General features: G+C 52.9%; 17 protein-coding genes. 6 read left to right on the plus strand and 11 right to left on the minus strand.

Annotated features, from left to right (window positions below; genetic code table 11):
• Nucleotides 1-357: 357 nt before the first annotated feature.
• Complete coding sequence (locus ACPUC8_RS01580; RefSeq protein WP_039335414.1) at nt 358-1362, minus strand: MBL fold metallo-hydrolase; 1005 nt, start codon at nt 1360-1362, stop codon at nt 358-360.
• A gap of 15 nt (nt 1363-1377) precedes the next feature.
• On the minus strand, nt 1378-1653 hold the full coding sequence (locus ACPUC8_RS01585) for a YebO family protein (RefSeq protein ID WP_039335412.1): 276 nt from the start codon (nt 1651-1653) through the stop codon (nt 1378-1380).
• A 218-nt stretch (nt 1654-1871) separates the two neighbouring features.
• Here ACPUC8_RS01585 and ACPUC8_RS01590 point away from each other — a divergent pair, with 218 nt between their 5' ends.
• A complete protein-coding gene (locus tag ACPUC8_RS01590; RefSeq protein WP_039335515.1) occupies nt 1872-2108 on the plus strand; it encodes a YobH family protein in 237 nt (78 codons plus the stop codon).
• 37 nt (nt 2109-2145) lie between these two features.
• Here the strand turns inward: ACPUC8_RS01590 and kdgR are convergent, their stop codons facing one another.
• Nucleotides 2146-2937, minus strand: a complete 792-nt coding sequence (gene kdgR / locus ACPUC8_RS01595) for a DNA-binding transcriptional regulator KdgR (protein WP_039335410.1) — start codon at nt 2935-2937, stop codon at nt 2146-2148.
• A 194-nt stretch (nt 2938-3131) separates the two neighbouring features.
• Between kdgR and ACPUC8_RS01600 the strand changes: the two genes are divergently transcribed.
• A complete protein-coding gene (locus ACPUC8_RS01600) occupies nt 3132-4514 on the plus strand; it encodes an MFS transporter (RefSeq protein WP_039335408.1) in 1383 nt (460 codons plus the stop codon).
• A gap of 46 nt (nt 4515-4560) precedes the next feature.
• On the opposite strand, the gene htpX is transcribed toward ACPUC8_RS01600, so the two are convergent.
• The 4 genes from htpX to ACPUC8_RS01620 all read right to left on the minus strand — a co-directional run bounded on the left by htpX (nt 4561) and on the right by ACPUC8_RS01620 (nt 9001).
• Complete coding sequence (gene htpX / locus ACPUC8_RS01605) at nt 4561-5442, minus strand: protease HtpX (protein WP_039335407.1); 882 nt, start codon at nt 5440-5442, stop codon at nt 4561-4563.
• 219 nt (nt 5443-5661) lie between these two features.
• Complete coding sequence (prc, locus tag ACPUC8_RS01610) at nt 5662-7698, minus strand: carboxy terminal-processing peptidase (protein WP_039335406.1); 2037 nt, start codon at nt 7696-7698, stop codon at nt 5662-5664.
• A gap of 19 nt (nt 7699-7717) precedes the next feature.
• Nucleotides 7718-8404, minus strand: a complete 687-nt coding sequence (gene proQ, locus ACPUC8_RS01615) for an RNA chaperone ProQ (RefSeq protein WP_039335405.1) — start codon at nt 8402-8404, stop codon at nt 7718-7720.
• Between the two features lie 96 nt (nt 8405-8500).
• The gene (locus tag ACPUC8_RS01620) at nt 8501-9001 is read right to left on the minus strand and encodes a GAF domain-containing protein (protein ID WP_039335404.1); all 501 of its coding nucleotides are present in this window, start codon (nt 8999-9001) and stop codon (nt 8501-8503) included.
• Between the two features lie 217 nt (nt 9002-9218).
• Between ACPUC8_RS01620 and yebS the strand changes: the two genes are divergently transcribed.
• From yebS to rsmF, 3 genes are all read left to right on the plus strand, one after another.
• The gene (yebS, locus tag ACPUC8_RS01625; RefSeq protein WP_039335401.1) at nt 9219-10463 is read left to right on the plus strand and encodes a membrane integrity lipid transport subunit YebS; all 1245 of its coding nucleotides are present in this window, start codon (nt 9219-9221) and stop codon (nt 10461-10463) included.
• Nucleotides 10432-13065 carry a PqiB family protein gene (locus tag ACPUC8_RS01630; RefSeq protein ID WP_039335399.1) on the plus strand — a complete coding sequence of 878 codons (2634 nt, stop codon included), beginning with the start codon at nt 10432-10434 and terminating at the stop codon, nt 13063-13065. The genes yebS and ACPUC8_RS01630 overlap by 32 nt, the downstream gene beginning before the upstream one ends.
• Before the next feature lie 75 nt (nt 13066-13140).
• The gene (gene rsmF, locus ACPUC8_RS01635; RefSeq protein WP_039335397.1) at nt 13141-14565 is read left to right on the plus strand and encodes a 16S rRNA (cytosine(1407)-C(5))-methyltransferase RsmF; all 1425 of its coding nucleotides are present in this window, start codon (nt 13141-13143) and stop codon (nt 14563-14565) included.
• Nucleotides 14566-14568: 3 nt separating this feature from the next.
• Here the strand turns inward: rsmF and ACPUC8_RS01640 are convergent, their stop codons facing one another.
• Nucleotides 14569-15216 carry a metallophosphoesterase gene (locus tag ACPUC8_RS01640; protein WP_039335395.1) on the minus strand — a complete coding sequence of 216 codons (648 nt, stop codon included), beginning with the start codon at nt 15214-15216 and terminating at the stop codon, nt 14569-14571.
• 492 nt (nt 15217-15708) lie between these two features.
• On the opposite strand from ACPUC8_RS01640, the gene ACPUC8_RS01645 reads away from it, so the two are divergent.
• Entirely contained in the window at nt 15709-15987 is a 279-nt protein-coding gene (locus tag ACPUC8_RS01645; protein ID WP_494925483.1) for a hypothetical protein, read from the plus strand.
• A gap of 41 nt (nt 15988-16028) precedes the next feature.
• On the opposite strand, the gene ACPUC8_RS01650 is transcribed toward ACPUC8_RS01645, so the two are convergent.
• The 3 genes from ACPUC8_RS01650 to ACPUC8_RS01660 form a co-directional block, all read right to left on the minus strand.
• Complete coding sequence (locus ACPUC8_RS01650; RefSeq protein WP_166932300.1) at nt 16029-16196, minus strand: hypothetical protein; 168 nt, start codon at nt 16194-16196, stop codon at nt 16029-16031.
• 108 nt (nt 16197-16304) lie between these two features.
• Entirely contained in the window at nt 16305-16631 is a 327-nt protein-coding gene (locus tag ACPUC8_RS01655; protein ID WP_039335391.1) for a hypothetical protein, read from the minus strand.
• Nucleotides 16632-17011: 380 nt separating this feature from the next.
• Nucleotides 17012-17359 carry a YebY family protein gene (locus tag ACPUC8_RS01660; protein WP_039335496.1) on the minus strand — a complete coding sequence of 116 codons (348 nt, stop codon included), beginning with the start codon at nt 17357-17359 and terminating at the stop codon, nt 17012-17014.
• Nucleotides 17360-17370 lie beyond the last annotated feature (11 nt).

Raw genomic sequence — 17370 nt, forward strand, 5'->3', positions numbered from 1 at the left:
CAGAGTAGTTAGCGCCAGTAAGTACATTAGTCAAGCGTAGCGGGTTACCAAAAACCAGCACAATTAAAGCGGTTTAGATTATGCGAAAAATATTGCACTAATATGGCATGAATAAAATATTCCGGCAAAATGTTCGCACTTAATGCAACAATCGTGCATTGCGCAAAACTTGTACAGCTGTCGGTATTAGGTACAACTCATAAATAGTTTTGCACCAAAATCAGGAAAATAAACTGAGGATTGCCCCAAATATATGCATAACGAACTTGGCGGTTATCTTAATTTTAACTATCCAGACAACAAATAAATGTTAAAAAAATGCACCGCATTGCTTGATTTAACAAAATGCGCTTAGGATTAATCCGAATCGATATTTTGCAGAGTGCGGCTCTCACCTATTCTCCAGGGCGCGAAGCGCCTTTTATCTTCGCCTGCAGCATCCATTGCCTGTGCCAGCACCACTGGGGGTTCATCTAACGGATCATCTGCCAGTTCAAACACGCCCCAGTGAATAGGCAGCGTGAGGGGGCGGCCAATAGCTTGCCACAATGCTACCGCCTGATCGGGATCCATATGCTGTCCCCGCATGAACCATTTTGGTGCATAGGCGCCAATCGGCAATGCCGCAAGATTGAATGGGCCCAAACGCTTACCAATTTCCAGCAAATTATCGCTGTAACCACTGTCACCCGAAAACCAAAAATTCAGATTCTGGTTATGCATCACCCAACCACACCAGAGAGATCGGTTACGGTCCCAGAAGGTGCGCATACTCCAGTGCCGGGCCGGCACTGCGGTAAATGTTAGTCCTGCAACGTCCCTGGACTGCCACCAATCAAATTCGCTGATATTGCGCACCCCACGTTTGCGACACCATTCCCCCATGCCCAGTGGCACCAAAAATTGTGCAGCAGGAAAATGACGTGCAATACGTTTGATGGTCGGGCGATCCAAATGATCATAGTGATTATGCGAAATCAGGACGAAATCGAGATGCGGCAACTGCGCGATACTGAGTGGCGCTGGGGTTTTACGCTGCGGTCCAGCAAACGGCAGGGGTGACGCGCGTGATGAGAGTGCCGGGTCAATCAGGATGTAACGTTGATTGAGGCGCAGCAGCAATGCTGCATGGCCCAGCCACCAGATGCGGTCATCATCGCCACTTAAATCTGTGGTCTGGCACCAGCGATCAATAAAGGCGGGATATCCGGCTTGCGGCGGGCGTGGCAGGTTGTCGGCCTTTCGCTCGCGTCGCCAGCGTTGCAAATCCCCTGGTTGGCGCAACTCCTCTTCCGGGTTGCGGAAGCCTTCTGGCGTGTGATGTGCCAGCGATGCGTCATACCAGGGGTTTTGCCAGGCCATTACTGCTCCGTGTGTTTAACGTTCTGGAATCATGCGGATGAAGTCGCGCTGCTCTATGGCATCTTCCTCTTCCTGCTGTTTTGCTGTGGCTGGCTGAGCATCCGCGAGGCGGCGCAGCAGCGCATTTTGTTTTCTCTGCTCTTCTAACAGCGCTTCCAGTAAACGGATCTGTTCACTGGCACGTACGCTGGCCCGGTTGACGAAGAACCAGGCGATAAAGGCCACAACAATAATGATGGCCAGTACGCCATAGCTCAACAGCGGACTGGTATTTGCGGCTAACTCGTTCATAACTGCCTCTATTGTCATACATAAAACACTTACACCGCCGCTGATTCTACTCGTTGTGTGCGGAAAAGATAATGGTTGCCGGCGGAAAGCAGATTATCCCGCATCTGTATGGCTTTCAGTTATCTCTGATCGATTTCATCGGCAGGACGCGGCATGCTGCTACTATAGAAATGGCAGCGACTTCAGGACAGCTGCGTTGTGTATCACAAGGAGATAAAATGAAACTTTTCATTCGAGCGATTATCGTGGTGGGCGTGATTTGGCTGGCCATGTTGTTTACCGGTTATGGCGTACTAACAGGCAGCAATAAAAATGCGGCCGGTCTGGGTTTGCAGTGTAGCTATCTGACAGCGCGAGGTGTGATCACCGCGCAATACTTGCATACGGACAGTGGCATTGTGGGTGTTACAGATTGCCCATTGCTGAAGAAAAGCGGTGAAGTGGTAGACAATTAATCATGAAAACGGGCTGGAAACAGCCCGTTAATCTGTATCAGAAAGGATACTGGTGATAGCCCATTTGATCGGAAATATTACGTGCCGCACGGTGCAGCATCGCGACATACTCCGCTTTACCCTCTTCCGAGAAACGAATTGTCGGGAACGAGATACTCAGCCCAGCAATCACCACACCAAAGCGATCGAAGACCGGCACCGCGATGCAGCGTAAACCCTCTTCCTGCTCCTCGTTATCCTCACCGAAGCCCTGTACTTTGACTTGATCCAGCACATCCAGCAGAGCATCCGCCGAGACGATGGTATTGGCGGTACTGCGGCGAAACTCCACTTCACTCAGAATCTCTTGCACTTCATTGCGATCGCGCCAGGCCAGCAGCACTTTACCAATCGCGGTAGTGTGCAATGGATTTCGCCGACCAATGCGCGAATACATGCGCAGGTTATACAGTGAATCGATTTTGTGGATGTAGACAATGCTGTCTTCTTCCAGCGCACCGAGGTGGATGGTTTCTTTGGTCAGGCGCGATAACTCACGCATCTCCACATCTGCACTGCGAATCAAATCCACGTTTTGCAGGGCTTTCGCCCCCAGCTCGAACAGTTTGAGCGTCAGCGAGTATTTTTCGCTTTCGCCTTCCTGCGCCACATAACCCAGCGATTTCATGGTTTGCAGAAAGCGATATACCGTGCTTTTCGACATCATCACACGCTGCGACAACTCGGTGATGCCGTGGTCGCGATCTTCTCCGAGCGCCTGCAGTATGCCGAATACTTTCATCACGGATGAAACGGAATCTGGCTGTTTATCGTTATCGCTGCTCGCCATTGCGCGTATCCTTTTTTGACTGTGTTTCAAAAAAAACGGAACAGAAACGTCAGTATATGCGTTTCAGCCCAGTGGCGGCAACGAATCGCATTGTAAGACACATTCCTTCGTAATTTTTTGTCAATGAATTCGGTGCTTTCCATCACATAATTGATTAGCATGATGATATTCACTGACTTCACTTATTCCTTTTTATGTCCCCTACACTTTCTCAGGATGGATTGCCCGTTCCGCAGCGCTATGGTGCCATTATCACTATTGCGTTGGGCATCATGATGGCCGTGTTAGACGGCGCTATCGCCAATGTGGCGCTGCCCACCATTGCACGTGAGCTGAATGCCAGCCCCGCGGAATCAATCTGGATTGTTAACGCCTACCAAATCGCCATTGTGATTTCACTGCTGTCACTCTCTTTCCTGGGTGACATGCTGGGTTACCGACGTGTTTATCAGGTGGGTCTGGCACTGTTTATCGCGACCTCCTTGTTTTGCGCCCTCTCCTCTTCACTAAATATGCTGACCGTGGCGCGCATCCTGCAGGGGTTTGGCGGTGCTGCGTTGATGAGCGTGAATACGGCGCTGATTCGCATCATCTATCCGCAGCGTTTCCTTGGACGCGGCATGGCGATTAACTCGCTGATCGTGGCGGTATCGAGTGCCGCCGGGCCGACCGTTGCCGCAGCAATCCTTTCTATCGCCAGCTGGAAGTGGCTTTTCCTGATTAACATTCCGATTGGTGTTCTGGCGCTGTGGCTGGCGTTGCGCTTCCTGCCGGATAACACGCAGAAAGCCACCCAACAGAAATTTGATGTGCCAAGTGCAATCATGAACGCCCTGTTCTTCGGCTTGTTGATCTCAGCATTAAGTGGCTTTGCACAAGGCCAGAATCGCGGATTAATTCTGGGCGAGGTGGTGGCACTGGTGGTGGTTGGCGTGGTGTTTATTCGCCGTCAGCTCTCCATGACCGTGCCGTTACTGCCCGTGGACCTGCTGCGCATCCCGATTTTTGCCATGTCGATGTGCACGTCGGTTTGCTCCTTCTGTGCGCAGATGCTGGCGATGGTGTCTCTGCCCTTTTTCATGCAGAACGTGTTGGGCCGTGATGAAGTGGCGACAGGGCTGTTACTCACGCCATGGCCGCTGGCAACCAGCGTGATGGCACCGATTGCAGGCCGACTGATTGGACGCGTCCATGCGGGGTTACTCGGCGGATTAGGGCTGGCGATCTTTGCGTCCGGTTTATTCCTGCTGGCGCTCTTACCGTCACAGCCAACGGATGCGGATATTATCTGGCGCATGATTTTATGCGGTGCCGGTTTTGGCTTATTCCAGTCTCCCAATAACCACACCATTGTCTCTTCCGCGCCGCGTAACCGAAGCGGTGGAGCCAGCGGTATGCTCGGTACTGCACGCTTAGTGGGTCAAAGCATGGGGGCAGCCCTGGTCGCCTTGATGCTGAACCTCTTCAATGATGGCGGCACCCACGCGTCGTTAGTGTTGGCAGGCATCTTTGCCAGCGTTGCTGCTGTGGTCAGCATGGCGCGCATGTCACAATCGCGTGCCGTGACAGACGCTTAAAAACAACAAGGGCGCCATCAGGCGCCCTTGTTCATTCAACTATCGATTACTTCAAATAGTCGCCATTACGCAGCGCTTCGATGCGCTTGTCTAATGGCGGGTGCGACATAAACAGCTCGCTCAACGATTTGCTTTTACCGTTAATACAGAACGCCATCATGCTGCTGGGCTCCTGCGGCTCATAGCTGGTTTTCAGGCGCTGCAGGGCGGCAATCATCTTCTCACGTCCGACTAATTTGGCAGAACCGGCATCGGCGTGGAATTCACGGTGACGTGAGAACCACATGGTGATAATGCTGGCCAGAATACCAAACACCAGTTCCAGTACGGTAGCAACGGCAAAATAGACCAGTGGGTTACCGTTGCTGCTCTCTTCGCCATCGCGGTTACCCGACAGGAAGCCAGAAGCCACCTGCGCAATAATACGTGAAATAAAGATCACGAAGGTGTTCACCACACCCTGGATCAGCGTCATGGTGATCATGTCACCATTGGCGATGTGTGCCACTTCGTGCGCCAACACCGCTTCCGCTTCATCACGGCTCATGTTTTGCAGTAAACCGGTCGAGACCGCCACCAATGAGGCGTCACGACGCGCACCGGTCGCAAAGGCGTTGATATCTGGCGCGTGGTAAATCGCCACCTGCGGCATCGCAATGCCGGACTGTTGAGCCTGGCGGCTGATGGTGTCCATCAACCAGCGTTCTGTCTCGTTACGGGGTTGTTCAATCACTTCACCGCCAACGGATCGTAACGCCATCCACTTGGACATCAGCAGTGAAACAAACGCACCGCCAAAGCCAAACAGACCTGCCATAATCATCAGACCCTGAACACTGCTTGACTGGATTCCTGTCAGACTCAGAATCAGTCCGAATACCAACATCACCGCCAGGTTGGTGACCAGGAAAAGCGCAATACGCATCATAAACGTTAATCTTCCTCAGTTGTGCTCGCGCTCATGCGCGGATATATATCCTATGTTCATTGCGCAGCATTTCAAGCAACCTTAATCTTTAAGTGTCTAAAAAGACATAACTTTACATTTGGTAATGGTGTGCCTGAATCTGCCCATTAGCCACGATAAACAATGATCTTAGCGCAAAAAAAAGCACCGCCTGAGCGGTGCTTCTGACGACGCTGAAGATTACTTCGCGCTAGTAGCAGGCTGGGATTTCTCCAGCTGAGCCATGTCATTGGCGATGTTAACCGTTTCATCCAGGTACGGATCCGGCTCTTTGTAATCTTTTGGCAAATCATCCAGGCTCTTCAGCGGTGCTTTGCCTTCGGCCTGATAGCGGGCGTTGATACGCTCCAGACGCAGTGCATCATCTTCGTGGTTCTCTTTCTCACGCTGGGCAAGATTGAGTGACACGATGTTGCGCTTGTCCTTCATAGCATCAAAGCGCGCAATGTCTTTCAGGATGTACTGGAACTCGCGGTCTTTGGCGATACGATCGGCATGCTCTTTGGTCAACTGCGGCACCAGCGCGGTGATATCACCGGTTTTGGTGTAAGTCGCCGCATTCACGCTATCCCATGGCAGCGCGTTGTCCTCGAACTTCTCACCTGTCTCTGCCGCTTCCACGCCGGTTGGCATCAGCAGATCTGGCGTAACGCCTTTACGCTGAGTACTGCCGCCGTTGATACGGTAGAACTTCTGGATGGTGTACTGCACAGAACCCAGCGCTGGCCACTCTGGACGCAGCATTTGATCGTAGATGCGGTTCAGCGAACGATACTGCTGGACGGTGCCTTTACCAAAGGTCGGCTCACCGACAATCAACGCACGACCGTAGTCTTGCATGGCTGCGGCGAAGATTTCAGACGCTGAGGCACTGAAACGATCGACCAATACCACCAACGGACCTTTGTAATACACGATGCCGTCGTTATCGCTGTCCTGACGTACGCGACCGTTATTGTCACGCACCTGCACCACTGGGCCGCTTGGAATAAACAGACCAGAGAGCGATACCGCTTCGGTCAATGCACCACCGCCATTGGTACGCAGGTCGATGACGATGCTGTCGACGTTTTGCTTCTGCAGTTTTTGCAGCTGCACTTTCACATCGTCAGTCAGGCCGACATAGAAGCCAGGAATGTCGAGCACGCCGACTTTTTCTTTGCCCACATTGTGAACCGTACCTTTAACGGCACGATCTTCCAGACGGATCTTCTCACGCGTCAGGGTCACAGTACGGGTTTTAGTGCCTTTACCGGCTGGCAGGATTTCCAGGCGCACTTTACTGCCCTTCGGTCCTTTAATTTTGGAGACCACATCATCCAGACGCCAGCCAATCACATCTTCCATCGGCTTGCCCGGTTGGCCCACGCCGACAATGCGGTCGCCCACACTAATGGATTTGCTCTTCGCCGCTGGACCGCCCGCCACCATAGAGTTAATGACCGTGTAGTCATCATCCATTTGCAGCACAGCACCGATGCCTTCCAGTGACAGGCTCATTTCGGTGTTGAACTGTTCGGTATTGCGTGGTGACAGGTAGTTGGTGTGCGGGTCGATTTCATGCGCGAACGCGGTCATCGCCAGCTGGAACACGTCTTCACTGTTGCTCTGCGCCAGACGACGAATGGCAAAGTTGTAACGCTTGGTCAGCGTTTCGCGGATCTCTTTGTCATCTTTGCCCGCCAGTTTCAGGCTCAGCTCATCATATTTAACTTTGGCATCCCACAGCGCGTTCAGCTCATCTGTGCTCTTTGGCCATGGCGATTTTGAACGGTCAATGTCAATGGTGTCATTGCCGGTGAAATTCATCGGGCGGTTCAACACGCTCAGCGCATATTGATAGCGTTCAAAGCGGCGTTTCTGCGCCAGATTGTAGAGATCGTAAAATACATCCAGCTTACCGCTGCGCAGTTCATCACCGATGGTGGTTTTCTTATCGGCGAATTGAGCAACGTCAGAGGCCAGCAGCACATTATGGTTGTAGTCGAGCAGATTCAGGTAGCGATCAAAAATTTTCGCAGAGAAATCCTGATTGAGATCGAACTGACGGTAATGAGAGCGGGTAAAACGCGATGTGACGCGTTCGCTGACGGTAGGATGCTGTGGATCTTCATGTAACTGGGGAATCTGGTCGGCGCGGGTAATGTTGTCTGCGCCAAAGGTGGGGCCTGCTAACAGCAGGCCCGCGATCATACCGATCTTTAAAATGTTGTTCATGCCAGGGTCAGCCTCCGTTTCAGAACTGCAAGTGTTCTGCGCGCACAATCATTGCCATGCCGGAAGCGAGCTGTACCCGAACGCCATCCTTGGTGATTTCAAGAATGGTGGCGTCCATTGCACTTTTGCCTGCTTTAACTTTGATGTTCTGGCCGAGCTGCAAAGTTGAGGTGTCAGTGACAGGTATTGCTCGCGGCGGGCGTGGTGCAGCCTGGCGTTCAGTCGACGCCGCACGCGGAGCCTGTGGACGAGGCTTACGTGGTGCAGCTTCGCCGCCTTCAGCCGCTTTACGCGGTGCGGGCTTGCGCGGGCGACGCTCAGCGGTCTCTTCACCGGCTTCACGCTTCTTCGCACGCTGCTGATCGCGTTGCGCCTGAACGCGCGCTTTAGCTTCTTCTAATTGCTTGCGCGCGTGCTCCACGTGTTGCTCATCCAGCACGCCACAGGCGTTGCCGTCGAGATCGACACGGGTCGCACCGGCTTTAATGCCGTAAAGATAACGCCAGCTAGAGGTATAGAGACGTAAGGCCGAACGCAGTTGCGTCTTGCTCAGGCTGTTTTCACCCTGAACGCGCTCAACCAGATCCTGGAAGATACCGATCTTGAGCGGACGCGCTTCGCCATCGGCGCTAAAGCATTGCGGAAAACGCTCCGCCAAAAAGGCGATAACTTCTTTACTGCTATTCAACTTAGGTTGATTTTCCATGAAATTTCCTGATTACTACGGGTTTGCCGACCAGAGCAGGCATGAACAGGCGACATTATAATGACAACATCGCCAAATGCTATGTGATCCAGTCGATTAGCTGCGCGTCAGCTGAATAAATTTTACGATGTCGCTGCCCGCCAGCACTTCACAAAGCCCGTCGGTAAGGGCCACCAGCCCCGTTTCATCCTCACTATCAAAGCGAGAATAAACCGTACTATCAATGTCTAACACACCCACAACGGTGCCATTCACTTTCAGAGGAATCACGATTTCTGCGTTGCTGGCAGCATCACAAGCGATATGTCCCGGGAATGCGTGCACGTCTTCAACTAACTGCACTTTATCCTCTGCAATCGCTGTGCCACATACTCCTTTGCCCACCGGAATACGCACACACGCGATTTTGCCCTGGAATGGGCCCAATACCAGCGTGTTCGGTTCAGTCAGCAAATAGAATCCCGCCCAGTTCACACCTTCCAGACGCTCAAACAACAGCGCACTGCAATTGCCCAGTGCCGCAAGGAAAGAGGTTTCGCCCGCTAACAGTGCACGGACATCGCGATTTAAATCCTCATAAAAGGCTTTTTTGTTCATTGTTTAACCATAACTCGTCACTGTCGTGACCTTGTTGTCACTCAGTTGTTAAAATAAGCACTAATAATCCAGCCCCACAAGGTGAATCATTGTGTTAGTTACTATACCCTTAGCAGTCGGTGGTTAAGAATTTTCTCGGACCACAGAATGTTGCAGACAGATTGCTCTGCTCAGCATGCCGGTAACTGTAACGAACGATGGGCCATTTGCGTCACCTATGAAAATTCACGCTATCAGCCAGACGTTGCCCCACGCACGTTATCAGCGTTGTCCGCAATGCGATACCCTTTTTTCCTTACCGGATGTGAAATCGCATCAGGCTGCGCACTGTCCGCGTTGCCATGCAAAGATTCAAAACGGCCGCGACTGGTCAATGACGCGCCTCACGGTGATGGCCGTGACCATGATCGTGCTGATGCCCTTCGCCTTTAGCCTGCCGTTGGTAGATATTCGCTTACTTGGCATGCGCATCAACGCCAGCCTGGTGGAAGGTGTGATCCAGATGGCGCAACAGGGCAACGTCCTGACTGCCTCCATGGTGGCGTTCTGCACCATTGGTGCCCCTATGACCTTAGTCGCGGGCATCTGCTACTTATGGATTGGCCACGCCCTCGGTATGAACCTGCGCCCGGTATTGCTGATGCTGGAGAAGCTAAAAGAGTGGGTGATGCTGGATATCTATCTGGTCGGTGTGGCAGTCGCTTCTATAAAGGTGCAGGATTATGCCGCGCTGGAAGTGGGCTACGGTCTGGTGGCCTATATCGCGCTGACGGTACTGAGCCTGCTCACGCTGATTCACCTTAACGTTGAGGAGCTGTGGGAACACTATTATCCGCAGGCTGTGCCAACCTCTCCTCCTGAACAGTGGCAGGTCTGCCTGAACTGTCATCAAACCGGCGTGCCGGACGATCGCGGGCGCTGTATGCGTTGTCACACCCCGCTCGATTTCCGTCGTCGCCACAGTTTGCAGAAATCCTGGGCCGCGCTGATTGCTTCGATTGTGCTACTGATCCCCGCTAACCTGCTGCCGATTTCAGTGGTTTACGTCAACGGTGCGCGCCGCGAAGATACCATTTTCTCCGGTATTCTGGGGCTGGCTTCCGGCAACGTGCCCGTCGCGGCGGTGGTGTTTATCGCCAGTATTCTGGTGCCGTTTACCAAAGTGTTAGTGATGCTGACCTTACTGCTCAGCATCCATTTTAAATGCGAACAGGGCATCAAAACCCGTATTCGATTGCTGCGTGCCATCACCTGGGTGGGACGTTGGTCGATGCTGGATCTGTTCGTGATTGCGGTCACCATGTCGTTGGTGAATCGCGATCAACTGCTGGCTTTTACCATGGGACCTGCCGCGCTCTATTTTGGCGCGGCAGTCATCCTGACCATTATGGCTGTAGAGTGGCTTGATAGCCGCCTGATCTGGGATGCACATGCAACAGGAAACGCCGACTACACCGACTAGCGCCAATCTGCGTAATAAACGCAAGATTTCGCCGTTCTGGTTATTGCCCATTATTGCCCTGCTGATTGCGGGTTGGCTGCTATGGACCAATTACCAGGAGCGCGGTACCACTATTACCATTAACTTCCAGACCGCAGACGGCATCGTGCCGGGACGCACGCCCATTCGTTATCAAGGTGTGGAAGTGGGTACGGTGCAGGGTATCGTGCTGAGCGATGACTATCACAGCATCCAGATCAAGGCCAGTATCAAGAGTGACATGCGCGATGCGCTGAAAGACAACACTCAATTCTGGCTGGTGACACCGAAAGCCTCACTGGCTGGAGTTTCTGGCCTGGACGCCCTGGTCGGCGGTAACTATATCGGCATGATGCCCGGTGGCGGTAATCCACGTGAGCATTTCACCGCGTTAGATACGCAACCGAAATACCGCGTCAATACCGGTGAACTGCTAATCCACCTGCACTCACCCGATTTGGGTTCGTTGAATACAGGTTCCCTGGTCTATTACCGTAAAATCCCGGTGGGCCGCGTCTATGACTACAGCATCAACAGCAACACCGATGGCGTGACCGTCGACGTACTGATTGAGCGCCGCTTCGTCAACCTGGTGAAAAAGCAGAGTCGCTTCTGGAATGTGTCCGGTGTCGATGCCGATGTCAGCCTAAGTGGTGCCAAGGTCAAACTAGAGAGTCTGGCCGCTTTGGTCAATGGTGCCATTGCCTTTGACTCCCCGAATGACGGCCAGCAGGCAAACAGCGATGAAAACTATCAGCTGTATCCTGACCTGGCACGCAGCCAACGTGGCGTGCAAATCAGCCTTGATTTGCCGAATGGCGATAACCTGAAAGCGGACAGTACACCCTTAATGTATCAAGGGTTGGAAGTCGGTACGCTCACCAAACTAAACCTGCTGCCTGGTGGCAAAGTCACGGGCGAATTGACTGTCGACCCATCGGTTACCAGTCTAATGCGCAGCGGCACGCGTATTGAGATGCGCGCACCAAAACTAAGCCTGACCGATACCAATCTCAGCAGCCTGCTCACCGGCAACACTTTTGAACTGGTGCCCGGTGAAGGCGAGCCGCAGGATCATTTCACGGTATTACCCGCCAGCGAAACTCTGCTGCAAAAACCCGATGTGCTCACGGTTAAACTGAGTGCGCCAGAAACCTACGGCATCGATGAGGGCCAACCCGTGATGCTGTATGGCATGAAGATCGGTCAGATTATTTCTCGCCAGTTGGATGAGAACGGCATTAGCTTCGCGGTGGCGATCAATCCAGAATTCCGTCATCTGGTGCACGCTGACAGCAAGTTTATCGTTAACAGCCGTCTCGATGTGAAGTTTGGTCTCGATGGGATGCAGGTGTTGGGTGCCAGCGCCCGTGAATGGGTCGATGGTGGTATTCGCCTGGTACCGGGTGCGAAAGGCGATCCTTCCTCGCGTTATCCTTTATATGCCGACGCCGAACGTGCGCAGGAAGGCATCGTTGGCGATCAGCCGCCAACTACCTTGAAACTGACCGCAGAAAGTTTGCCAGACGTACAGGCCGGTTCTGTGGTGCTGTATCGTAAATTCCAGGTGGGTGAAGTGGTAGACGTAGTACCGCGTGCCGATGCCTTTGAGATCTCCATTCACATCGAGCCGCAGTATCGCAAATTGCTCACCAGTGAAAGTGTGTTCTGGGCCGAAGGCGGTGCGAAAGTCCAGCTCAACGGCAGCGGCTTAACGGTGCAGGCTTCGCCATTGAATCGTGCGCTGAAAGGCGCTATCAGCTTCGATAACCTGACTGGCGCTCAAGCGGCAAAAGGCGTGAAGCGCGTTCTTTATTCGTCTGAAACCGCCGCGCGTGCCGTGGGTAGCCAAATCACCCTGCACACCTTTGACGCCAGCAAACTGGCAGCCGGTATGCCGATTCGCTATCTCGGTATCAATGTTGGTCAGGTCGAATCACTGGCACTGAGTAAAGATAACAACCAGGTGGTGGCAAAAGCCGTGTTGTATCCTGAATATGTACAGGACTTCGCGCGCGTCGGCAGTCGCTTCTCGGTCGTATCACCGGAAATTTCGGCCGCAGGCGTCAACCATCTGGAAACGCTGCTCCAGCCCTATCTCAACGTCGATCCGGGTAAAGGTGCTCAGGCCCGCGTGTTTGAGTTGCAGGAGAGCACCATTACCGATTCGCGCTACCTCAACGGTCTTAACATCTATGTGGATGCCACCGAAGCCGGTTCGCTGTCGCTGGGCACCCCTGTGCTGTTCCGTGGGGTTGAAGTGGGTACCGTAACCGGCACCTCATTGGGCAACATGGCAGATCGCGTGCAGATCGCCCTGCGCATCAGCAAGAAATATCAGCATCTGGTGCGTAACAACTCAGTGTTCTGGCTGGCCTCCGGCTATAACCTCGACTTCGGTCTGATTGGCGGCGTGGTGAAAACCGGCACCTTCCAGCAATTTATCCGTGGCGGCATTCAGTTTGCCACCCCGCCGACGGTGCCACTGGCACCACAGGCCGGAGCCGATAAGCACTTCCTGCTGCAAGATGAAGCGCCGAAAGAGTGGCGCAACTGGGGAACAGCGATTCCGGACCCCAATTAAGCAATCGGGCAGCCTGCGGGCTGCCCGTTTTGTTTGCACGTGTTACACTTCGCGCTTCATTTGATGCCCCGGTATATGTCTGTGTCCGATCGCTTTCCCGAAGATTTCCTTGCGCTGATGCGCGCCAGCCTCGCTGATGAAAATGAACTGCAGCTTTTTCTGGCGATCAGTCAACAACCGCTGCGCCGCAGCCTGCGCGTCAACACGCTAAAAATCAGCGTTGAGGCGTTTCTGGCGCACACCGCGCACTACAACTGGCGTCTGACGCCGATTCCCTGGTGTCCGGAAGGTTTCTGGATTGAGCGAGACGACGAGTCACTTCCGCTCGGCAGCGTCGCCGAACATTTGAGTGGTTTGTTCTATATTCAGGAAGCCAGCTCGATGTTGCCAGTAACGGCACTGTTTGATGCCGCACCCGATGCGCGTCAGGTGATGGATGTAGCCGCTGCGCCGGGATCCAAAACCACGCAAATGGCCGCGTTGATGCGCAATCAGGGTGCCATCCTCGCCAATGAGTATTCGGCCAGCCGCGTGAAAGTGCTGCACGCCAATATCAGCCGTTGCGGCGTCAGTAACGTGGCGTTGACCCACTTTGATGGCCGCGTGTTTGGCGCTGCACTCCCTGAACAGTTTGACGCCATCCTGCTGGACGCCCCCTGCTCCGGCGAAGGCGTGGTACGCAAAGACGCCGATGCGCTGCGTAACTGGACCCTTGCCAGCACCGAAGAGATTGCCGCCACACAACGCGATCTTATCGACAGTGCCTTTCATGCCCTGCAACCGGGCGGCACGCTGATTTACTCCACTTGCACCCTGAACCAGATTGAGAATCAGCAGGTGATTGCCTGGCTGCAACAGCGTTATCCAGACGCTGTGGAAATCGTGCCGCTGGACGGCTTGTTTGCGGGGGCAGAGCAAGCGCTGACACCTGAAGGATTTTTACACGTGTTCCCGCAGATCTTCGATAGCGAAGGCTTTTTCGTTGCACGCCTGCGCAAAACCGCCCGTATCCCGGCACTGCCTGCGCCGACCTATAAAGTGGGCAAACTGCCCTTCTCACCGGCCAGCCGTAAACTCTCTGCCGAAGTGCAGCAAGCGGCAGCGAAAGTGGGTATCCAGTGGGATGAGAATCATACCTTGTGGCAACGCGACAAAGAGTTGTGGCTATTCCCTGCCGCGCTGGAAAGTTGGTTGGGCAGAGTGCGCTTCTCGCGCATCGGCGTGAAGCTGGCAGAGACCTTTCCTAAAGGCTATCGCTGGCAGCATGAAGCGGTGATCTCCTTTACCCAGCCGGGCAGCGCGTTAGATTTTGAACTCACCATTGACGAAGCGGAAAGCTGGTACCGTGGCCAGGATATCCGTCCTGAGACGTTACCTACGCAGGATGAAGTCATCGTCACTTATCAGCAGCAACCGCTGGGATTAGCCAAGAAAGTCAGCAATCGCATCAAAAACAGCTATCCCCGCGAGCTGGTGCGTGATGGTCGTCTGTTCCGTTAATCCTTACTGCAGTTGAACCAGCGTTAATCGATTACCAAACACCGCACCGGTATCGATATAATGCTGGTTCGCCACATTGAGTGGCTGCTCCAATGGCGTGTGACCGAAATAGAAATCGCTGGCACCGTCGATGCTGGTGGATGTCCCGCGATGATGGCGCCCCAGGCGATCACGGCTCCACACCACCTGATGCCAGTCAACGTCTTGTCCCAGCTGATAATGGCTGGCGGGATAGTCGGCATGGGCGATAACCACCACGCGATCCGCTAACTCGATATGTAAAATCAACGGTAAATCGGCGCAGCGTTTCAATGCATGGCGCGCTGCAATTAAATCCGCGCCTTTTAACTGCCAAAACCAGTCACCGCCGTTCATCATCCACAACATAGGGTCATGCCCATCCAGCGCTGATAGCGCCATTTGTTCATGGTTACCACGCACGCAGCGGAACCAAGGCTCTTGCAGCAGCTGTAAACAGCCGGGGCTATCGGGTCCGCGATCGATCAGATCACCCACTGACAGCAATAAATCCTGCTGTTTATCGAAGTCATGCAGGATCAGTTGCGAATCCAATTGGGCGCGGCAACCATGTAAATCACCAACAACCCATATGTTACGCCACGTTTTGGCACTCACCGTTTGGTAAAACATGTAATCTTTCCCGGTTGACTGGAAGTTTAGTGAACCCGGCTTAAAGTATAGTCCGGTGAGATGGAGCCAAGGGAGGGAACAGCGTGAGCAGCCGTAAACAATTTATTGGCGTATTGGTGTTTATATTTCTGGGCAGCCTGCTGCTACTGGAATCGCTTGCGCGCTTGGTGCATCTGCTGTTTGTGGGGTGAGCGTTTCACTCGCTTGTGAAGTTTCAACACAGGCTGCGTCCTGCAGCCCTGATGAAAGTCCCGTCCGGCGCTTATCTCCGGCGCTCATTAAAGGCGTTAGCTCTGTGCGGGACGGCGAAGACTTTACCAACTAAGACAATTCCGAACAAGTTAAATGATATTAACTATCATTCTCACTATTGATTTTTACGCTTCGCTTACATAAGTGATGCTCATTCAACCATCCTGCTGGCACTTGTAGTCACAACGCGCTAAAGCCTTTTGCTACGCTTAGAACAGTATTCACAGCAAGGAGTGAGCAATGAAAGACTATTACAAAATCGATCTGGAGCTTTTCATGCATAATAACGCGGATTTGATTCGCGATATTAAAAGCCGAGCGCCGGTTTATGCAGATGATTATGGACTAGAGGTGGTGCAATATATTAACCGTGAAGTGAAACAAGCCCACCTGAATTATATTGAAATCCTTGGCGTGCACGATCCCTATGAATATTATATTTCTCAGCATGAGGAAGACCGCTACATGGCTGATAAGCTGATCGCTCAGCATCGCGCCGCGTTAAACCACACCGCTTAATGTATTGATTTGCCACACAAACCGTGTGGCAAATAGCTCCCTTAATGGGAAAGAAAGAAGATCGCCAGCAGGAAAAACACCCACAATCCGGCAAAGGTAGCAAAGCCGACACGAGGCGTTTTTGTCCGACCGACCACGACTCCAATAAAGATACTCAGCAGTGTTAAGGTGCCAATCATTACCCAGAGAAGATATTGCGCATTTGCCATGAAGAGTCCTTATTAACCGGCAATAAAAAATGATGCGCACCCTTATACCATTTTTCACACTCACTGGCTGCTGATAAATGTCCGCAACTTTAGTGCTGGCTTGATTCTCTACGCCGTTGGATGACCGCAACGCACCGTTTTTAGCTGCTCCAACTCGTTTAACCGCGCCGTTGCGTGCTTGTTAGCGCTGGCCTTTGCGATGCCGTTGCCGATACCAAAATCACCTAAGAAGCCGATCACCGTTAAAGCATCAAACTCACCGGTTTTGTCAATCTGCTGCTGCACGCTATGGGTCTTGGCGATCTCCTGATCGAGCGTCGCACAATTGTAGGTTTGCGCTTCTTCATCACTGACTTTGGGTGATTGCGGGTATTGCTTGAGCGCGCAGCCGCTGAGCAGCAACAGCGTGGTGAACAGGATGGCAGGTTTTAACATCGAACGACTCTCGTTGTGGTTGGTATTGTTGGCTAATGGCATCAGGGGAATTTAACACGGTGGGATTGGTTTGATTCAGAGAATAACTGGGGAGATCGTGCACTTTATGAACGTTATGAGGAGTGTTTTAATCCACAAAAAAAGACCCAATACGATTCCTGTATCGGGTCCAGGGAAATGGCTCTTTGAGAGCCGTGCGCTAAAAGTTGGCATTTTTGAAGGCGATGTCGCCTTGCCTTTTAAAGGTAGTCGAGGATTGATTAATTTCCAGCCAACCGCGCCGCTGCGGTGAGGAAGCTGCCAACTCTGTGATCGTGCTGGCACATCGAGGAAACAAGCGTAGCGGCAAAACTGTGCGCTACGCCCGTATTTTGAAAGGATTACTTACCGCATAACTGCTGAGTGCGCTCGATGATCGGCTGCAGGCTCATTTTCTGGCCTGGATGCGCTTTATCTTCCGCCACGATGGTATCGATTGATTGCTGAGTGCCTTTACCCGCATCAGCGCGCGCCTGGGCTTTATCGTTCAGCGGGTATTGCAGCAAGGTGCTCGGGTTGATGGCGAACAGCGCGCCGTCTTTCTCACAGGTCAGCATCACCTCTTCACGGGTGAAAGGCCACTTATCTTTACCAATCTCAAAACGGCTGACGGTAATAATTTGCGCGGCCATCGCCTGGCTGCACAGTGCCATCAGAATGCAGGCTGGAATCAATTTCTTCAGCAAAATATCGACCTCAT

The organism is Pantoea sp. CFCC18177, from assembly GCF_059412425.1.

Bases quoted from the DNA above. Each gene is read 5' to 3' on its own strand.
- ACPUC8_RS01580 (WP_039335414.1), bottom strand. From the start codon at position 1,362: ATGGCCTGGCAAAACCCCTGGTATGACGCATCGCTGGCACATCACACG.
- ACPUC8_RS01585 (WP_039335412.1), bottom strand. From the start codon at position 1,653: ATGAACGAGTTAGCCGCAAATACCAGTCCGCTGTTGAGCTATGGCGTA.
- ACPUC8_RS01590 (WP_039335515.1), top strand. From the start codon at position 1,872: ATGAAACTTTTCATTCGAGCGATTATCGTGGTGGGCGTGATTTGGCTG.
- kdgR (WP_039335410.1), bottom strand. From the start codon at position 2,937: ATGGCGAGCAGCGATAACGATAAACAGCCAGATTCCGTTTCATCCGTG.
- ACPUC8_RS01600 (WP_039335408.1), top strand. From the start codon at position 3,132: ATGTCCCCTACACTTTCTCAGGATGGATTGCCCGTTCCGCAGCGCTAT.
- htpX (WP_039335407.1), bottom strand. From the start codon at position 5,442: ATGATGCGTATTGCGCTTTTCCTGGTCACCAACCTGGCGGTGATGTTG.
- prc (WP_039335406.1), bottom strand. From the start codon at position 7,698: ATGAACAACATTTTAAAGATCGGTATGATCGCGGGCCTGCTGTTAGCA.
- proQ (WP_039335405.1), bottom strand. From the start codon at position 8,404: ATGGAAAATCAACCTAAGTTGAATAGCAGTAAAGAAGTTATCGCCTTT.
- ACPUC8_RS01620 (WP_039335404.1), bottom strand. From the start codon at position 9,001: ATGAACAAAAAAGCCTTTTATGAGGATTTAAATCGCGATGTCCGTGCA.
- yebS (WP_039335401.1), top strand. From the start codon at position 9,219: ATGAAAATTCACGCTATCAGCCAGACGTTGCCCCACGCACGTTATCAG.
- ACPUC8_RS01630 (WP_039335399.1), top strand. From the start codon at position 10,432: ATGCAACAGGAAACGCCGACTACACCGACTAGCGCCAATCTGCGTAAT.
- rsmF (WP_039335397.1), top strand. From the start codon at position 13,141: ATGTCTGTGTCCGATCGCTTTCCCGAAGATTTCCTTGCGCTGATGCGC.
- ACPUC8_RS01640 (WP_039335395.1), bottom strand. From the start codon at position 15,216: ATGTTTTACCAAACGGTGAGTGCCAAAACGTGGCGTAACATATGGGTT.
- ACPUC8_RS01645 (WP_494925483.1), top strand. From the start codon at position 15,709: ATGAAAGACTATTACAAAATCGATCTGGAGCTTTTCATGCATAATAAC.
- ACPUC8_RS01650 (WP_166932300.1), bottom strand. From the start codon at position 16,196: ATGGCAAATGCGCAATATCTTCTCTGGGTAATGATTGGCACCTTAACA.
- ACPUC8_RS01655 (WP_039335391.1), bottom strand. From the start codon at position 16,631: ATGTTAAAACCTGCCATCCTGTTCACCACGCTGTTGCTGCTCAGCGGC.